The sequence below is a fragment of the Vibrio sp. ER1A genome, from assembly GCF_000733315.1.
Lineage (GTDB): Bacteria > Pseudomonadota > Gammaproteobacteria > Enterobacterales > Vibrionaceae > Vibrio > Vibrio mediterranei.
This window is the reverse complement of sequence record NZ_JPJA01000086.1, coordinates 866,334-883,155: the sequence shown is the minus strand read 5'-3', so window position 1 is coordinate 883,155 and position 16,822 is coordinate 866,334. Positions and strand designations below refer to the sequence as shown.

General features: G+C 43.5%; 16 protein-coding genes. 13 read left to right on the top strand and 3 right to left on the bottom strand.

What is annotated here, in order from left to right; translation table 11 throughout:
• Positions 1–248: 248 nt before the first annotated feature.
• A complete protein-coding gene (locus HW45_RS11155; protein WP_038227027.1) occupies positions 249–1,442 on the bottom strand; it encodes a C45 family autoproteolytic acyltransferase/hydolase in 1,194 nt (397 codons plus the stop codon).
• Positions 1,443–1,573: 131 nt separating this feature from the next.
• Between HW45_RS11155 and HW45_RS11150 the strand changes: the two genes are divergently transcribed.
• From HW45_RS11150 to HW45_RS11140, 3 genes are all read left to right on the top strand, one after another.
• Positions 1,574–1,984 carry a helix-turn-helix domain-containing protein gene (locus HW45_RS11150; protein WP_006069607.1) on the top strand — a complete coding sequence of 137 codons (411 nt, stop codon included), beginning with the start codon at positions 1,574–1,576 and terminating at the stop codon, positions 1,982–1,984.
• Between the two features lie 153 nt (positions 1,985–2,137).
• Positions 2,138–2,503: a hypothetical protein gene (locus HW45_RS11145; protein WP_038227026.1), complete on the top strand. Its 366-nt coding sequence runs from the start codon at positions 2,138–2,140 to the stop codon at positions 2,501–2,503.
• A gap of 17 nt (positions 2,504–2,520) precedes the next feature.
• Positions 2,521–3,087, top strand: a complete 567-nt coding sequence (locus tag HW45_RS11140; protein WP_038227025.1) for a hypothetical protein — start codon at positions 2,521–2,523, stop codon at positions 3,085–3,087.
• A gap of 39 nt (positions 3,088–3,126) precedes the next feature.
• Here the strand turns inward: HW45_RS11140 and HW45_RS11135 are convergent, their stop codons facing one another.
• Both HW45_RS11135 and HW45_RS11130 read right to left on the bottom strand, forming a co-directional pair.
• Entirely contained in the window at positions 3,127–3,885 is a 759-nt protein-coding gene (locus tag HW45_RS11135; RefSeq protein WP_038227024.1) for a DeoR/GlpR family DNA-binding transcription regulator, read from the bottom strand.
• Positions 3,886–3,912: 27 nt separating this feature from the next.
• Positions 3,913–4,794, bottom strand: coding sequence for a sugar kinase (locus HW45_RS11130; protein ID WP_006069611.1), 882 nt, complete (start codon positions 4,792–4,794; stop codon positions 3,913–3,915).
• Positions 4,795–5,060: 266 nt separating this feature from the next.
• Between HW45_RS11130 and yihU the strand changes: the two genes are divergently transcribed.
• The 10 genes from yihU to dhaR all read left to right on the top strand — a co-directional run.
• On the top strand, positions 5,061–5,954 hold the full coding sequence (gene yihU / locus HW45_RS11125) for a sulfolactaldehyde 3-reductase (protein WP_006069612.1): 894 nt from the start codon (positions 5,061–5,063) through the stop codon (positions 5,952–5,954).
• Between the two features lie 17 nt (positions 5,955–5,971).
• Positions 5,972–7,012, top strand: a complete 1,041-nt coding sequence (locus tag HW45_RS11120; RefSeq protein WP_038227023.1) for an aldose epimerase family protein — start codon at positions 5,972–5,974, stop codon at positions 7,010–7,012.
• Between the two features lie 114 nt (positions 7,013–7,126).
• Positions 7,127–8,377, top strand: a complete 1,251-nt coding sequence (locus tag HW45_RS11115) for an AGE family epimerase/isomerase (RefSeq protein WP_006069614.1) — start codon at positions 7,127–7,129, stop codon at positions 8,375–8,377.
• A 246-nt stretch (positions 8,378–8,623) separates the two neighbouring features.
• Entirely contained in the window at positions 8,624–9,484 is an 861-nt protein-coding gene (locus HW45_RS11110; protein WP_006069615.1) for a class II fructose-bisphosphate aldolase, read from the top strand.
• 166 nt (positions 9,485–9,650) lie between these two features.
• Positions 9,651–10,190 (top strand): TRAP transporter small permease, encoded by a 540-nt coding sequence (locus tag HW45_RS11105; protein ID WP_038227022.1) that lies wholly within the window; start codon positions 9,651–9,653, stop codon positions 10,188–10,190.
• Positions 10,191–10,200: 10 nt separating this feature from the next.
• Complete coding sequence (locus HW45_RS11100; protein WP_038221714.1) at positions 10,201–11,490, top strand: TRAP transporter large permease; 1,290 nt, start codon at positions 10,201–10,203, stop codon at positions 11,488–11,490.
• Between the two features lie 56 nt (positions 11,491–11,546).
• On the top strand, positions 11,547–12,596 hold the full coding sequence (locus tag HW45_RS11095; protein WP_038227021.1) for a TRAP transporter substrate-binding protein: 1,050 nt from the start codon (positions 11,547–11,549) through the stop codon (positions 12,594–12,596).
• A 106-nt stretch (positions 12,597–12,702) separates the two neighbouring features.
• Positions 12,703–14,721 (top strand): alpha-glucosidase, encoded by a 2,019-nt coding sequence (locus HW45_RS11090; RefSeq protein WP_038227020.1) that lies wholly within the window; start codon positions 12,703–12,705, stop codon positions 14,719–14,721.
• Between the two features lie 185 nt (positions 14,722–14,906).
• The gene (locus HW45_RS29735; RefSeq protein ID WP_038227019.1) at positions 14,907–15,056 is read left to right on the top strand and encodes a hypothetical protein; all 150 of its coding nucleotides are present in this window, start codon (positions 14,907–14,909) and stop codon (positions 15,054–15,056) included.
• 320 nt (positions 15,057–15,376) lie between these two features.
• Positions 15,377–16,822 (top strand): dihydroxyacetone kinase operon transcriptional regulator DhaR (gene dhaR, locus HW45_RS11080; RefSeq protein ID WP_081875803.1); only part of this gene is annotated, 1,446 nt, incomplete at its 3' end.

Here is a 16,822-nt window from a genome sequence, read left to right as displayed (position 1 = left end):
AGCTTGGAATGAAAGATACTCAGATTGGCACGTGATTTGTCAAGATTGCGCTTGCTCCGCGCCGACTTATATTTGGAATAGAAGACACAACAGCTCAAGAGCCGTAAAGCCTTTCAGTGAGATTGGAACAAGGAACGCGCTTGTCAATTTAGCTTAAAACACTTAAGTCAAAGTTTTGTGCTCAATCTATATGACCAATCAAGTGTCTAGAGTAGATTCTTTATTAGAGTCTACTCTAGAGTAACGAACTATTTGTTTAGACACACTTTCTGAAAGTCATTCCATTCACCCACCCCCGGAGCCACTTCTAAGCAGCCTTCTTTAGTGTCCATAACTGCGGTTAGCGTAGAGATAAAATCCGACCCATATGCTGCATGTTGAGCGATAGGTTTGGTATTAAGCACGTACTTTGCTGCGTCAACATTTCCCTCAGGGCTATTATCGATAAACTGTTGAGCAAACTCTGCGCGCCATTCAGTGTAGGCAGTAGCGATGGTGCGTTTTCTGCTTTTCTCGCCTAACCCTACTGATTCAGCAAAAGACTGCATCACGCCAGGACGTTCAGAATGGTTCGCATGACCGATACCTGCTGGACGTTTTATGACGTAATTATCGCCTTCTAGCATTTCTATACCAATGGTATCGCCATTTGCATCTGCAAAGTTAAAATGCGATGCAACAACCGTTCGGTGTTTCTCTAGAATTTTCTCTGCTTCTTCCACGCTTTTGGCATGACGAGCTAAGTAGTTTTGAAGAGCGCCAAGTTCGATTGCACTATTAGATTGAAGACCTACACCTTTTGAGTCAGTGCCCTGAAAGTTAATCACCACACCTATGTCTTTGCCAAGCGTTTGGCCAGAGCCATAGAAACCGGACGCCATGACTTGAACGTAATCGTCAGCTTGAAGAACCCAATAGTTGCCGCCAGATAAAGAAGGGGTATCGTTGACTTGTCCAACCACCCCTGTACCTGCAAAGCTGATGGTTGTACAGCCACTTAATGATGATTGGGCTGCTGACGCTAACGCGGCGTCAAGTTGAGATAATGTGAACATCCTTTCTACAGAAATACCTCCGACTTCTGCCAATGCTTCTACTATTTCAAAGTACTCGGGATTGAGCTTTCTCGAGTTCTCCAATACTTTCATGGAGTCTTTTTCGAATTCGACAACATCAATTCCCGCCAGTTTGTAAACATACTCTGCCTCTTTAATGCCTCGTCTCACCTCATCGCCAATTTGCTTTTCAAAAACCGTGACATAGCTTTTAGAGTCAAGACCTCGAATATCCACAACTGGCAAGCTTCTCTGTTGTACAAATGTCTCTGGAGCGTAATAGGGTTGGTTAACATTCAAACCTTGCGCAGGCTCGAGAGATATTGCGTTTGCACTACTAGACAGCGTTAGTGCAGCGATGATTAAAGCTTGATGAGTAGTTTGCATAAAGGTGCCCTCAGTTAAAATATAAGGTTTGATAACTAGTGTTGTGTGTAACCTGGTATAAACTTATCATTTGATATATCCGTTATTCGGATAGGTTGGGTGTGTAAATTCCACATAATGGACAAATCGAAATGGCAGAGATTGAAACAGAAGGTTTTGAGTTTTTTGGGGTCGAGGAACAGGTGTTCCGAAAAATGGTTATAGAGAGAATGGAAGCATTGATGGTTCAGACCCAGCTTTCCAAGAACTCACTGGCAAAAAAAGCAGGAATTGGTCGGTCTGCGCTTTATGAGAAAATGGATAGAGAAGGAAAGAGCCATTTTACTATTCTAGATTTTTTCCGTATTGCGAAAGCACTTGATGTTAGTCTTCTTCAGCTATTCCCTATGACCAGCTTAGAACGACTTCATGGCGGGCAATTACCGTTATCCGCAAGCACGTTGAAGTTTCTGGATCTAATGTTGGCAGCTCCGAAAGAAGATGTTGAGTACTTATCGGAATTCTACCGTACATTGAAAAAACGAGACGAGCAGAAAGCATAGCAATTACTTATTCATCAGGTCGTAAGTAGAAACGTCTTTCCATATTCCAGACAAAATAGGGCTATGTTTTCCATATAATGGACATTGTCTTTGATACGATTTTTGTCGTTGGCACAGTTGGTGTGCCTGCCGAAATGTTATCGGAGATCTTGTATGAAAACCTTATTTAGAACTGTCCCACTGTCTTTATTCTTGCTGTTACCGTTGACCGCAAGTCACGCTGCTTCATCTCCCGAGCCTACTGCTCGTGAGTCCCAAACCGAACAATACGCTATGGTGATCGCATCCGGAAAACTCTTAAGTCTGACGAAATGGAAAGTTGAAGTCGACTTTGGGCAAGAACTGGAGATTAGCGTTAGGAACAAAGACCTGCTACGCGACGAAAATGGCAAAACCATTGCGTTTAACTCGCCAATGGATGCCCTAAACTACATGAATAGTCAGGGATGGGTGCTTGTTTCTACAGCTACGACGGAGAGCAAGTTTACCGCTGTAATGAAGCGTACAGCGCATCAGTAAGTAGGTAGGTTGCGCGTATGATGAGCAAAGTAATAAACGTTTTGATGACTGACGTAGATAAGCAGGCTGAGCTGTGGCGGAATAGAACTGTAGCACCTCGACCCAAGGTACCTGCTTTGTGTGTGAATTCCGCGTTAACGTATGTTCGAAACCTATTTCTTCAAGAATCGATTCTGCAAGAGCCGAGCCACGGCTGCGGTTGGTTAGATGATCTTCTAAGCGGATGTTCTCGATATAGTGCTCTGCATTACAGTGAAATTTTAATCGTCAGCAGTTTGGTAATAAAGCACCGTTTGGAATTTGAAGGCAACGGTTTACTAATTAAGCCAGCATTATACGGTGAGACGCTTGATGTTGAACCTATGTGGGGAGAGGGGGGAGATAAGCGCCAAACGCTCATTCATATCTTGTATTTGCTTAGTAATATGGTGAAACGAACAGGCACGCCAAGTAGTTCGCTTATTACTAGTGCTTTCGTTAGTGCTATAGAGTGCTTCGATGCGATTGGATTAGAGTGCAGGTCATGTTACTTAATCAAGACATCTAGTGGGACGCTGCAAATAAAAACGGTCACCTTGTCTTAGACAAGTTGACCGTTTAATTTTCAGCTACGCAAACGTAGATTAATCGCAAATCTCAATTGTTGTATCGCCTTTATTCACAATAGCCTCTAATTCTTTAGTCAGAGGCGCATCAGTGAATAAGCAACTTGCATCACTAATTGGACCTAATTCAATGGACCCCTTGGGGATAAACTTAGTTGAATCCAAAGCGACCAACACATGTCGAGCCGATTTCATTACCGTTTGAGTAATCAGAGTTTCGCTTAAGTCATATTCCAATAAGGTGCCATCAACATCGATAGATGCTGCACTGGTAATAAGGAAATCAAAACGGAAGTTGGAAATAAAGTCCAATGCTTCAGTCCCGACAATACCACCGTTAAATGCCTTGACCTTGCCACTTGGTATCAGAACATCAAATGTCTTGTTACCGTGTAACACATTCGCAACACGTAAGCTGTTAGTAATAATCTGCAAGTTACTCTTGTTAAGCAGATGACTCGCAATAACTTCAGCGGTCGTACCAATAGTGATGAATACCGTTGAATTATCAGGAATCATCTCCGCAATACGTTTAGCAATAGCGTTTTTCTGTTCGGTCTCTGACACCTTACGGACTTCGTAATCTAGGTTCGTTTTGGTAGCAGGAGAACTTGCTCCACCATGGTGACGTATTACAAGGCGCTCTTCACTGAGTTTCTTAATATCACGACGAATCGTTTGAGTCGAAACGTCGAGCATTTCTGCGAGTTCTTCGACGGTGTAGTAACCTTTGTCGTTAACGAACTGTAATAATTTATCTTGTCTTGGATTAGTCACGATAACCCTTCTTTTTTATTATTAGTTTTATATAGTGTCATCCACTTCTTTTCGGGTTGGAATACCTTCGCGGCCTCCAAGTTTCTTACATTTCAGCGCAGCTACGGTATTGGAAAAGATAATGGATTGACGCGTTTCCATACGCTCTGCAACAGCGACAGCAAGTGCTCCGTGGAAGACATCGCCTGCACCTGTGGTGTCAACAACATCTACTTTCAGACCTACTTGATGTGCGAGTTCGCCATTTTCAAGCCAATAACATCCTTTTGAACCGACTGTAACATAAACTCGTCCAGATGTCTTTTTTTGAGCGATTTTGAGACCTTCAACAGGATCGCTTGTTCCAGTGAATTTTTCGAGACCTGGCTCACTAAAAGCGACGTGATCTGCTAATTCTACAAGTTCATCAATGGGTTCGGGAGTTATGTCTGCATCTAAAACCGAGGGGATACCCAGTTCTCTTGCTTGCTGTAGTGCATATTTTGCGCCATCTATCCAACGAACATCTGTAAGAATTGTGGAATATGTCGAAAAATCAACATTTTTAAGAGGGGTAGCATCGCGCAGCAGAGACTTGTCTTGATAGTTGACTATCATTCGTTCGCCTTCTTCATCGACGATGACGGCTGAAAATGCAGAGGATGCACCTTCGATTTTCACCATCTTGTCTACGCCAACACCATAGCTGGCCAATTCGGTCAACATGGTATCAGCAACGCTGTCACAACCAACACGACCTATGAAGTCAACGTCATGGCCTAACTTAGCCACTGCGACCGAAGCTGTAGCGGCTGGTCCACCACCAACTTCAAAGTAATCGTGTGCAACATATTTGCCGCCCTGAGTCGGGAGTTGGGAAACCAATTGCACTCGGTCTAATACTGTAATACCAACACAAGCTATCGCCATTTTATATCTCTTATCGTTTCAAACATCATTGGAAAAAAAGCGGTGAAACTATCGTTAGCTTTAAGGAAAAATCTCCGTCGAAAACCATCGAGTGCTTTCACAACTCATGGGCCCATTATAAGGACTAAATAGATTTGCGATGAGAGTATTCTCACAAAAAGATAATAAATGGACATAAAACAACAAAATGTGACAAATGTTGTGGTTATTAAATCTCGAATGATTATAGTAAGTAGCAATTCAATAACAGAACTAAGGACTTTTTCATGTCAACAGTAGGATTCATCGGTCTAGGTCAAATGGGCAGCCCAATGGCAGCAAACCTTATTAAAGGTGGCCACTCTTTACGCGTGTTTGATATCAGCGAAACTGCTGTCGCAAAGATGGTTGAGTTAGGTGCTACAGCCGCTACATCACCAGCAGACGCTGCATCTGACGCTGAGTTTGTTATTACTATGCTGCCTAATGGCGCACTGGTCAAAAGCACACTCTTTGGTGACAGTGGCGTTACAGAAGGCTTAGATAAGCAGGCGTTACTTATCGACATGTCGACCATTCACCCGTTTGAAACTGATGCGCTTATTAACGAGATGTCGGAAAAAGGCTTCTCAATGATGGAAGCACCAGTAGGTCGAACATCTGACCATGCGATCAAAGGTGAGCTGTTGATTCTTGCTGGTGGTACTCCGGAGCAAATCGCCAAAGCGCAACCATTATTTGATTGCATGGGCTCTGAAACAATTGATGCTGGTGGCCCAGGTAAAGGTATTCGCGTAAAAATCATTAACAACTATATGAGCATTGCTCTCAACGCACTGTCTGCAGAAGCGGCGACACTTTCTGAAGCTATTGGTCTTGAGTTTGATGCAGCATTGAAAGTCATGAGTGGTACTCCAGCGGGTAAGGGTCACTTTACAACAACCTGGCCAGGCAAAGTATTAGCAGGCGACCTAAGCCCTGCATTTATGCTGGATTTAGCGCATAAAGATCTAGGAATTGCTTTGGATCTTGCTAACCAAGTGAATGTACCTATGCCTTGTGGTGCGGCATCTCGCGAGCTATATAGTGTTGCGCGTGCAGCAGGCCGAGGTCGTCAGGATTGGACTGCGGTATTTGAACAGCTACGCGTTACTTCAGGTCTTGAAGCAAAAATTAAATAACGGATAGAGGCAATCACGTGAAACTGACTCAAGAAAACTGGGGCCACATTGAAGGTCAAGAGGTGCCGGTTAAGCTCTTTACGTTGGCGAATGAACACGGCATGACGATACGTGTAACAAATTACGGGTGTATTGTCTCTTCCATTGAAGTCCCAGACCGAAACGGCCGGATTGCTGATGTGGTTCTAGGTTATGAGAACCTTGAAAAGTATGTTGCTGGCCACCCGTTTTTTGGAGCAGTCGCGGGGCGCTTTGCAAATCGAATCAGAGATGGCCGTTACCAATTAGATGGACAAGTCTTTCAGTTAGAAACGAATGAGCTTCCGACGGGGCAGCATTTGCACGGTGGCTCAAAAGGGTTCGACAAATACGTTTGGAATTACACGCTAGAAGAGCAAAGTGAAGCGATTTTTGTTCATTTCAGTCGAATCTCTCCGGACGGTGAGTCAGGGTTTGGTGGCAACTTAGTCGTGACACATTCAATCGGCCTGGATGAACAGAACCAAGTCCATTATAACTTTACTGCCCATACCGATCAGTCAACGGTCGTCAATTTGGTCAATCATAGTTATTACAATCTTGGTGGGCATGATTCAGGAACCGTTGATAATCATCAACTAACACTGCACTCAGAGTTCTATACTCCAGTGGATGAAACCATGATTCCAACGGGCGAAATTTGTTCGGTAATGGGCAGTGATCTCGACTTTACCTCTCACACAGAAGTAGGACACAGAGAGTTTGACCACAACTTTATATTAAACGGCGATACAGACCGACAAGGTTATCGAATTGCTGCTGAACTGTATGAACCTAATAGTGGTAGAGCGATGACGGTCTTTACTACTCAACCTGCGGTGCAGTTCTATAACGGTTTCAAGTTATCGAATAAGCCTTGGTATGGTCGCAACGGTCATAAGTATGAAAATCGTGAAGGACTATGTTTGGAAACGCAGCATTATCCGGATAGCCCTAACCAAGCGCATTTTCCATCCGTGCGTTTGAATCCTGGTGAATTGTTCGAAGAAAAAACTATTCACCGTTTTGAGGTGAAATAGACCTAAAAATCAGCGAACCGCTATTGCCGTTCGCTAGATAACAATAATGATACTGAATTCAATGCGATGGACTGATAGGGTCGGTCGCAACAAAAAATAACGAGGAAACACCCTATGAAATGGATTAATACCCGATCCCATAACACATGGTTAGATAACGAAACTGACCGCATTTTTGAGTTTGGCAGAAACTCAGTGGTGCCAAACGGTTTTGGTTGGATTGGTAACAACGGCAATGTGCGCGAAGAGATGGGCACACGTCTTTGGATAACTGCGCGCATGCTCCATTGTTATTCCTTGGCTGCACTCATGGGACGCCCTGGTGCCTATGACCTTGTCGAGCACGGTATTAAAGCTCTAGAAGGCCCGTTGAAAGATCAGGCTCACGGCGGTTGGTTTGCGACAATTGATAACGAAGGTGAAGGCATTGTTGATGAGTCAAAACAAGGCTACCAACATGCGTTTGTGCTCCTTGGCGCAGCGAGTGCAGTCACTACAGGTCACCCTCGTGCGCAAGCACTTCTAGAAGAAGCCATTGCCGTATATGAAAAGCACTTCTGGGTCGAAGATCGTCAAATGTGCTTCGAGTCTTGGGACAGAGAATGGACTGAAACAGAAGATTACCGCGGCGGCAATATGGCGATGCACTCTGTAGAGGCTTTCTTGATTGTTTACGATGTGACAAAAGATAAGAAGTGGTTGCAGCGCGCACTTAATATCACCGAGTTTATGATCAACAAAACAGCGAAAGGATTAAGCTACCGCGTTAATGAACACTTTGACTCTGAGTGGAAACCTCTTCCTGATTACAACAAAGAAACGCCAGCAAGTCATTTCAGAGCGTACGGTGGTACACCAGGCCACTGGATCGAGTGGGGACGTTTGATTTGTCACTTACGTGCGACCTTGCTTGAAATTGGTGAAGATTGTCCAGAATGGTTGTTAGAAGACGCTATTGGATTATTTGATGCTACGGTACGTGACGCATGGCATGTGGACGGTGCGCCGGGCTTTGTTTATTCGGTAGATTGGGATGGCAAGCCAGTAGTTCGTGAGCGTATCCGCTGGGCTCCTGTAGAAGCGATTGGTACAGCTTATGCTCTATTTACAGTAACGGGTGATAAGAAGTACGAAGATTACTATCGTACATGGTGGGATTATTGCCGTACCTATTTGATTGATTATGAGGGATGTTCTTGGTGGCAAGAGCTGGACGTAAATAACCAAGCTGGTACTAGCAAGGTATGGGATGGTAAACAAGATATTTACCACTTAATGCATTGTTTGGTGATTCCTAGATTGCCACTGACTCCAGGGTTAGCTCCTGCATTATCTCAAGGCTTGCTTGACCAAGATATGAGATAACATCCTAATATCATTAGATATTAAATTTAAGTCTTTCCGAAAGATGACGGTGTAGTGCCGTCATCTTTTTTTTTGTTTTAACATTTTGGTAGAGAAAATCAAAAAACAACATAAAGATGTGCTCTATAGCTCATTTTTGTCCTTAATTGAGCATTTGTGTCATAAAGTGATACATAACTAACAGAAGTGGACGTTTTGTACTGGTAAATTACTACAGTAACGAACAAATACAGAGGAACACTCACAATGCCTTATATGTCAGGTAAAACAATGATTCAAGAAGCGTGGAACAATGGCTATGCCATCGGCGCTTTTACTGCACACAACTTAGAAACAATTAAAGCAGTGCTTCTTGCCGCTGAGAAAGAGCAATCACCAATCATGCTTCAAATCGGCCAAAAAGCGATTAATGAAATGGGCATGAAACCGTTACGCGATGCTGTTGACTCTCTAATACAACATCACCAGATTTCAGTGCCAATCTGTATTCACCTTGATCATAGCCGCAAGTTCGAACAGTGCATGGAAGCAGCAACCCGTGATTTCCAATCGCTGATGTTTGACGGTTCGGCACTTCCTTTCGAAGAGAACATTCGCATTACTAAAGCTGTCGTCGACGTAGCTAATGCACTTGGCTTAGGTGCTGAAGGTGAGATTGGCAAAATTGGTGGTACGGAAGATGACATCACTGTTGATGAGAAAGATGCAATGATCACCACGGTTGAAGAAGCTCTGGACTTCTCTGAACGCACGGGTGTTGATTATTTGGCCGTTTCTATCGGTACCGCTCACGGTGTATATAAAACAACACCAGAGCTGAAATTTGACCGTTTAAGCGAAATCAAAGAAGCAGTGAAAAAACCTATTGTACTTCATGGTGGCTCAGGTGTACCTGATGACCAAGTGGTCGAAGCTGTGAAACGCGGTGTAGCGAAGATCAACGTTGATACTGAGCTACGTCAAGGCTTTATCAAAGGTGTTCAAGCTCACTGGAAACAGAATGAAAATGATTTCATTTTGGCGGATGTCATGAACACAGGTATTGAATCAATGATGGAAGTTGTTCAACACAAAATCCGTCTATTTGGCTCAAACGGTAAAGCTTAAAACGACCAAATGTCCATAATGTGACATTAACCCTACAAAAAACGACATATTGTTGCTCAGTGTGAAAACACTCACGGTTAAAAATTACTAACTGGGTTATCAATATAAATAGAGTGGACAATATGTCGTTTAAATAACAAAAATTATTATTTTTTATGGTGGTTCTATGCTTAAAGCAATGGAAAACGCTTTAAATACGATTAATGCGCCAATAGCGCGCTGGACAGCAAATATAGCAGGTTTCTTCTTGTTAGTGATGACTGTCATCGTATTGATTCAAGTAGCCTTTCGCTACATTTTAAACACTCCTTTGGGGTGGACAGATGAATCATCTCGTTTCTTGATGATCTACATGACTTACCTTTGCCTACCAATCATCTACCTAGATGAGCGTAATATCGCGATGACATTCGTCACCGACAAATTAAAAGGGACGCGTATCTTTGAACTCTTGATGGTATTTGGCCATGTCGCTAGCTTGATCTTGTTTGCGGTCTGGATTTACTTCGGTTACGCATTTTACAAAACAGGGTCGGTAATGGCGGACAGTCTTCCTATTCCAATGTTTGTCGTGTATGCGATTCCACCGATTATGCTGGCGATTTCGTGTCTATTTGCTCTCCAAAAGTTACTTGGCGCATTACACAACCTGATTCATTTCGATCCTGCTGAACATAATTCATCAGCAGTAGAAGCGACCGAGTAGAGGTAACGTTATGGTTTCCCCAATTTTCCTAGTTTATTTTCTAGCATTCCTATTAATGGGTGTGCCTGTGCTGATGGCATTAGGTTTGTCGCCAATCATCACATTTATTCAAAATGACCAAGTACTGTTCATCAACATGCTTTATCAACGCTTGTACTCTGGTCTTGATAACTTTCTTCTACTAGCGCTGCCATTCTTTATGTTGGCGGGTGAGTGTATGTCGAGCGGCGGTATCACGCCACGTATTATCTCTTTCGCTCAAACTCGAGTTCAGCACCTACGCGGTGGCTTAGGACACGTAGTTATTCTTGCCTCCACGCTGTTTGGTGCACTAACCGGGTCGGCAGTGGCTGCGACATCGGCAATCGGCAACATGCTGATTCCAGAAATGTCCAAATACAAGTATGACAAGAGCTATTCGGCGGCGTTAACGGCGGCGGCGACGGTGCTTGGTAATATCATTCCACCATCTGGTCTGATGCTGTTGTATGCGTTCGTAATGAACACTTCTGTCGCTGCTATGTTTATTGCTGGTATTGTTCCAGGCATCATCTTCTGCGTCGGCTTGATGCTGGTAAACCGAATGCAAATTCGTAAGTATCCTGAAGTACAAACTCTGCCGCGTGCTACTAAGCTAGAGCGTAGTCAAAGTTTGAAACTGGCGATTCTGCCGTTGTTGACACCAGTCATCATTCTCGGTGGTATCTATGGCGGTATCTTTACACCAACTGAAGCGGCAGCAGTAGCTGTAGCTTATGCCATCTTCCTGTCGGTTTATGTCATCAAAGTGACTAACATCAAAGCTACCTATGCGTTGTTTGCAAAAGTAGCGGTGAACGCAGCAGCCGTACTTATCATTGTTGCAGCGGCAAGTGGCTTTGCGTCAGCGATCAGTTTCTCAGGTATTTCGAATACGGTTACAGAGTTCTTTAATAGCATTACTCGTGACCCACTGATGTTGTTCTTCATCATCAACATCTTCCTATTTATCGTAGGCATGTTCTTAGATGCTGGTCCGGCAATCCTAATCTTCGGTCCTATTATTGCGCCAATCATGATCAATGCGGGTGTCGACCCAGTGCACTTTGGTGTGGTGATGTGTGTCAACCTATCTATTGGTCTTGCGACACCACCTATGGGACTGGTTTTATTCGTTGCTTCGGGCGTATCCGGACAACCCCTACAGAAAATTTCGAAGGCGATCATTCCATTCTTGATTGTAGAGTTCTTGATCATCTTCCTCATCTCATTCTTCCCGGAATTAGTGATAGGCCTACCTAAGCTGTTGGGCGTGATGTAGAGCTGATTCAAAAGAATACGTGAAACAAAAATTTATAAAGATAAAAGGAACATAGAATGAAAAAAACACTACTAGCCGTCGCTGCCACAACCATGCTTGCTTCTGGCGCCGCTTATTCAGCAGACTATAAACTGACGGTTCCACACGTGTCTAACCTAGATAGTTATAACCATCAATCGCTACTGGTTTTCAAAAACTTTGTAGAGTCTCGTTCTAACGGTGCGATTGAAGTAGACATCTATCCATCAGGTCAGCTATGTGGTACGGCGAAAGAGTGTATTGCTGGAGTTCAAGCAGGAATGTTTGATTATTTCCAAACGACAATTCCTGAGTTAGCGAACTTCTGGCAGCCTGTTGGCGCATTCGACTTACCTTACATGCTTCCAAATGACCGTGTTGCTGAGTGTGTATACGACAACGAAGAGTTCATTGGGGATGTACGTGGTGAGCTTCTTAAGAAAGCGCCTAACGTTCGTCTAATGATGGTATCGAACTCTGGTGGTTGGCGTAACATTGCTACGACTAAGAAGCAGGTGAAAACTCCTGACGACGTGAAAGGTTTGAAGTTACGTACTGTACCTGCACGTATTCAACAAGAGCTTGTTAAAGAGCTAGGCGGTTCACCAACACCTATTGCATGGCCTGAAGTGTATACCGCTCTATCAACGGGTGTGGTAGATGGTACTAAGAACGGCATCGTTGATATCGTTCAAAACAAGTTCCACGAAAGCTTGGACTACATCATCCTTGACGGTCACGCGTACATGGGCGGTGCTTGGGTGTTCAACGACATGAAATTCAAGTCTATGCCTGATGAGTTGAAAGCAGTGCTCATTGATGGTGTTGCAGCACAAAACCAATACCTACGTGCTTATCCGAAGCACAAAGAGTTTGAAGCTTACGAAGAGTTCCGCAAAGCGAAAGGGACTATCTATAACCCATCTGCAGAGGAACGTGCTGAGTTCCAAAAAGTGGCTGGTCCAGTGAAAGATTACTTCCTAAGTACTGCTGGTAAAGAAGGCGAGCAATGGCTACAGCGTTTTGAAAATGAGATCAAAACGTGTGAAGCGAAGATTGATGCTGAATACAAAGTTCAGTTCAAGTAATACGCCAGCTTTTGATTAACGATAGTAGGGCGCTAGGGCACAGACTTTAGCGCCTTCTTCAAATGATTTTTCGATTCAGATTTCTGAATTCTTTGGGGTTAATAAGATGAACTTAGTCGTTACAGAGCAAGGCTTTACCTTGCAACATAAAGGCCGCACGGTTGTCGAGCATAGCGTGTCTAAGCCTGCTCTTTATTTGGGTATTGGTGAAGGCAACTTCGACATGTATCGCGGTAATTTTGATATCACGGATTACGTGACTGAGCGCCTGCCACTACGTCAATTCAAAGTGGACAGTTTTACTCGTGAAGGCCAAGACTTTCATACCATTGGTTTCTATTTTGATGATAAAGAAGTCATTAAAATGATTGTTGGTGAGACAGCTGAGTCTCGCTTAAAAGCGGAATTTGAGGCGATTGATAAGAGCTTCAACCGTTTCTGGATGCGCATCTCAGCAACTGAAGAAGAACGTGTTTTCGGTTGTGGTGAGCAGCTAACGTATCTAAATCTACGTGGAAAAAATTTCCCGCTTTGGTCATCAGAACCGGGTGTTGGTCGTAACAAGAACACTTATGTGACATGGCAAGCGGACGTGCTTGATAAAGCAGGGGGCGATTACTACAACACTAACTACCCGCAACCAACTTTCGTTTCAGACAAAAAGTATTTCTGCCATTTAGAGACTACGGCTTACGCAGACTTTGATTTTACCAATTCAGAGTTTCATGAGCTGCAAGCTTGGGATATCCCACAATACATTCTGTTTGATGCAGAAGACAGCTACCCAGAACTCATGACCAATATCACCGGTGTCTTTGGTCGTCAGCCAGAAATGCCAGACTGGGTGCATGACGGTGTGATCTTGGGTATTCAAGGCGGTACTGAAATTACCATCGAGAAAGTGGAAGCTGCTAAGAAAGCGGGAATTCAGGTAGCGGGTGCATGGTGTCAGGATTGGCAAGGTATCAAGATGACGTCGTTTGGTAAACGACTTCAATGGGATTGGCAGTGGAACAAAGACCTATACCCAGAGCTAGATACTAAGATTCATGAACTGAAAGAGCAGGGCGTACGTTTCTTGGGTTACATCAACCCATATGTGCTTGAAGATTTTCCTCTGTATGACGAAGCACAACAAAAAGGCTACCTAGCTACAAAGGAAGATGGCTCCAAATACGTTGTCGACTTTGGCGAGTTTTATTGTGGCGTCGTTGATTTCACGAACCCAGAAGCTTGTGAATGGTACAAAGGTGTCATCAAAAGCAACATGATTGATTTCGGCCTTGACGGTTGGATGGGGGACTTTGGCGAATACCTCCCTACAGACTGCTCACTAAGCAATGCTGTAAGTGCGGAAATTGAACACAATAAATGGCCTTATCGTTGGGCGAAAGTGCAGCATGAAGCGATTGAAGAAGCGGGAAAAACCGATGATATTTTGTTCTTTATGCGCGCTGGCGGTACAGGCATTCAAGGATATTGTCACACCTTATGGGGTGGCGACCAATCAGTAGATTGGTGTCTTGATGATGGTTTGGCTTCTGTTATTCCAGCGGCTCTGTCTTCAGGCTTAATGGGTAACGGTATTCACCATAGCGACATCGGTGGTTACACTACGTTGCATGGTATGAAGCGTACTAAAGAGTTATTCCAACGCTGGGCAGAAATGGCTGCATTTACGCCAATTATGCGCAGTCATGAGGGTAACCGTCCTGGAGATAACCACCAGTATGACTCTGATGCGGAAACCATGAGTCATTTGGCTAAGATGACTAAGATATTTGTCCACCTTAAGCCATACATTAAAGATGCTGTTGCACTTAATGCTAGGGAAGGTATGCCGGTTCAACGTCCATTATTCATGCATTATGAGTCTGACGACGAATCCTACGACATTAAATATCAGTACTTATTCGGCCGCGATATCCTAGTTGCACCAGTATACAACCAAGGCGAAACCGTAAAACGTGTCTATCTCCCTAAAGACAAGTGGATTCACGCTTGGACTGGTGAGGTATTTGACGGTGGATGGATAGATGTGGAGGCGCCAATTGGAAAACCTGCGGTATTCTACCGCGAAGCATCGAGTTATCGTACTTTATTAGATGGCATTAAAAGCGCGTAAATTCAGATAGTTATAGAACTAGTTAAAGCCCTGTGTTAACACAGGGCTTTTTGTTTTGTTGTTTACAACATAAATGGACAAATAATTACAATTTGATGTTGACGTGGTTCACAAAAGAGTGCAAAATTGCGACATAAATCACAAGGTGAGCTGGATTGCAGTTCGCTGCTTTAAAAGGAAAACACATGAACAACACAGCAACTATTGCTCTTGAACAACCAATTGAACTTATTGATTCAAAATCTAAAGTTATACTCCGTGAAGCGCTATCTTTAACAAAAATGGCTGCATCTATCGCAGTACCTCTTTTGCTACTTTCTCTTGCTTGGATCTAATACGATTCGTTATGCACACATGGAAGTGCATTACTAACCTTATCCTCTAACTTTCATAACATATCCCAATACTTTCTACAGATTAGCCTATTGCCGATCAGGCAAGGCCTAATACCAAAGAGTCAATTTTCAGTTAATTCTAACCAATTCTGACTAAGATCAGTGTTATTCGAATTAGTCATTAATGTCCATTCGTGTTGTGAATACGATCACTCTCACTAATAGTGTAAGTCAGTAAAATACAGGGTCTGCACGATGTAGCAAGCCTACTCGTCAATTCGTATCCGTTTCGCTCAAAAGCGAACAACTCTGGTTTATCAATGCTGTCCATAGAAGATAACAAAAAGAAATGGGATTTTTTCCAAAAGCATCATTGGGTTTCCCCGGAATTCATGTTGTCACCAATTCTGGAATCGTGGGAGCGCTGCTCAAAGCAATCTAGCCCGTATAATTGGTCCAAGCCCCACATTGCCTCAGGTTACACCCTCAAATCACTCATCAAGCGTAATGAGCGAGTGATTACCTGTGCGACTACAGTCATTGAAGATACTTACGATTTGCTGCGTGATGAAGCAGTCATTCTATTTGTGACGGATGATAGTGGTTGTGTCTTATTTACCGTAGGGCATGATGATTTGCTGCGCGAAGTGAATGAACTTGGTTTAAAAAAAGGCTGCTTTTTTTCTGAGGGCAAAGTAGGCACTAATGCCATCAGTTTGACTTTGAATACCCATATGCCAGCGGAAGTATTTGCGGCTGAGCATTTTAATCGACATTTGCATCCTTATGCCACAACCGCGGCGCCTATTTTTGATACGTTCGGACGCTTGAGGGGCACTATTTCTTTGCTAAAACGCGCTAAGGAGTACACCAAAGAAAACCATGTGATTATTTCGTCCTGTGCTAAGGAAATTGCGTTGCAAATCCATGTGCAAAACGAGCAAGAGAATATGAACCGATTGCTGAATGCGCACAATGCAACATTAGAGTGTATGGATGACGGTTTACTAGCATGGAATGATGAAAACCGTATCACGATGGCAAACCATCAAGCAGAACGATTACTTAAATTTAAGACGTTAGATGTTATTGAAAAGGATATCTTTTCTATTGTTCGTTTTGCGCCTTCTATCTTGAGAAGTATTGAAGAAAACAGCACGATCCGCCGTAAGCAAACCACGGTAGAGATTGGTGGTGAGTTTATTGAATCGATCATCACACTCAGACCATTAGTGGATGGTTCTAAACTGCTTTTTATCCATCCAATCGATAAGATTCGTGAGTTAGCACAGCAGCAAATTGGCGGTAGTGCAAAATACACTTTTGCTAATCTAAACGCGCAGTCAAAAGGCATGAAGCATGTTATTACTGTGGCGAAGCGAGCGATCAAATCCAAGGCACCAATCTTAATTACTGGCGAAGAAGGCGTGGGTAAGTCTGACTTAGCTATGGCGATACACAACGAAAGTGACTTCAAAGATGGACCGTTCATTAGTATCAATTGTCGCTCACTCACTTCAGAAGCAATGATTCGAGAAATGTTGGGTTACGACGATGAAGATGGTCATGGCTTGCCTTCTAAATTCGAATTGGCGCACAACGGTAGCTTGTATCTGGAAAAGATCGAGTATTTAAGCCCTGAACTACAAACTGTGATTTTGAAGTTACTCAAGACTGGCTTGGTGAGTCGTAGTGACAGTCAGCGCTTGATTCCAGTAGCATTTCAGCTTATTACCAGTACCACATGGCTTTGTTGCCGAATTCAG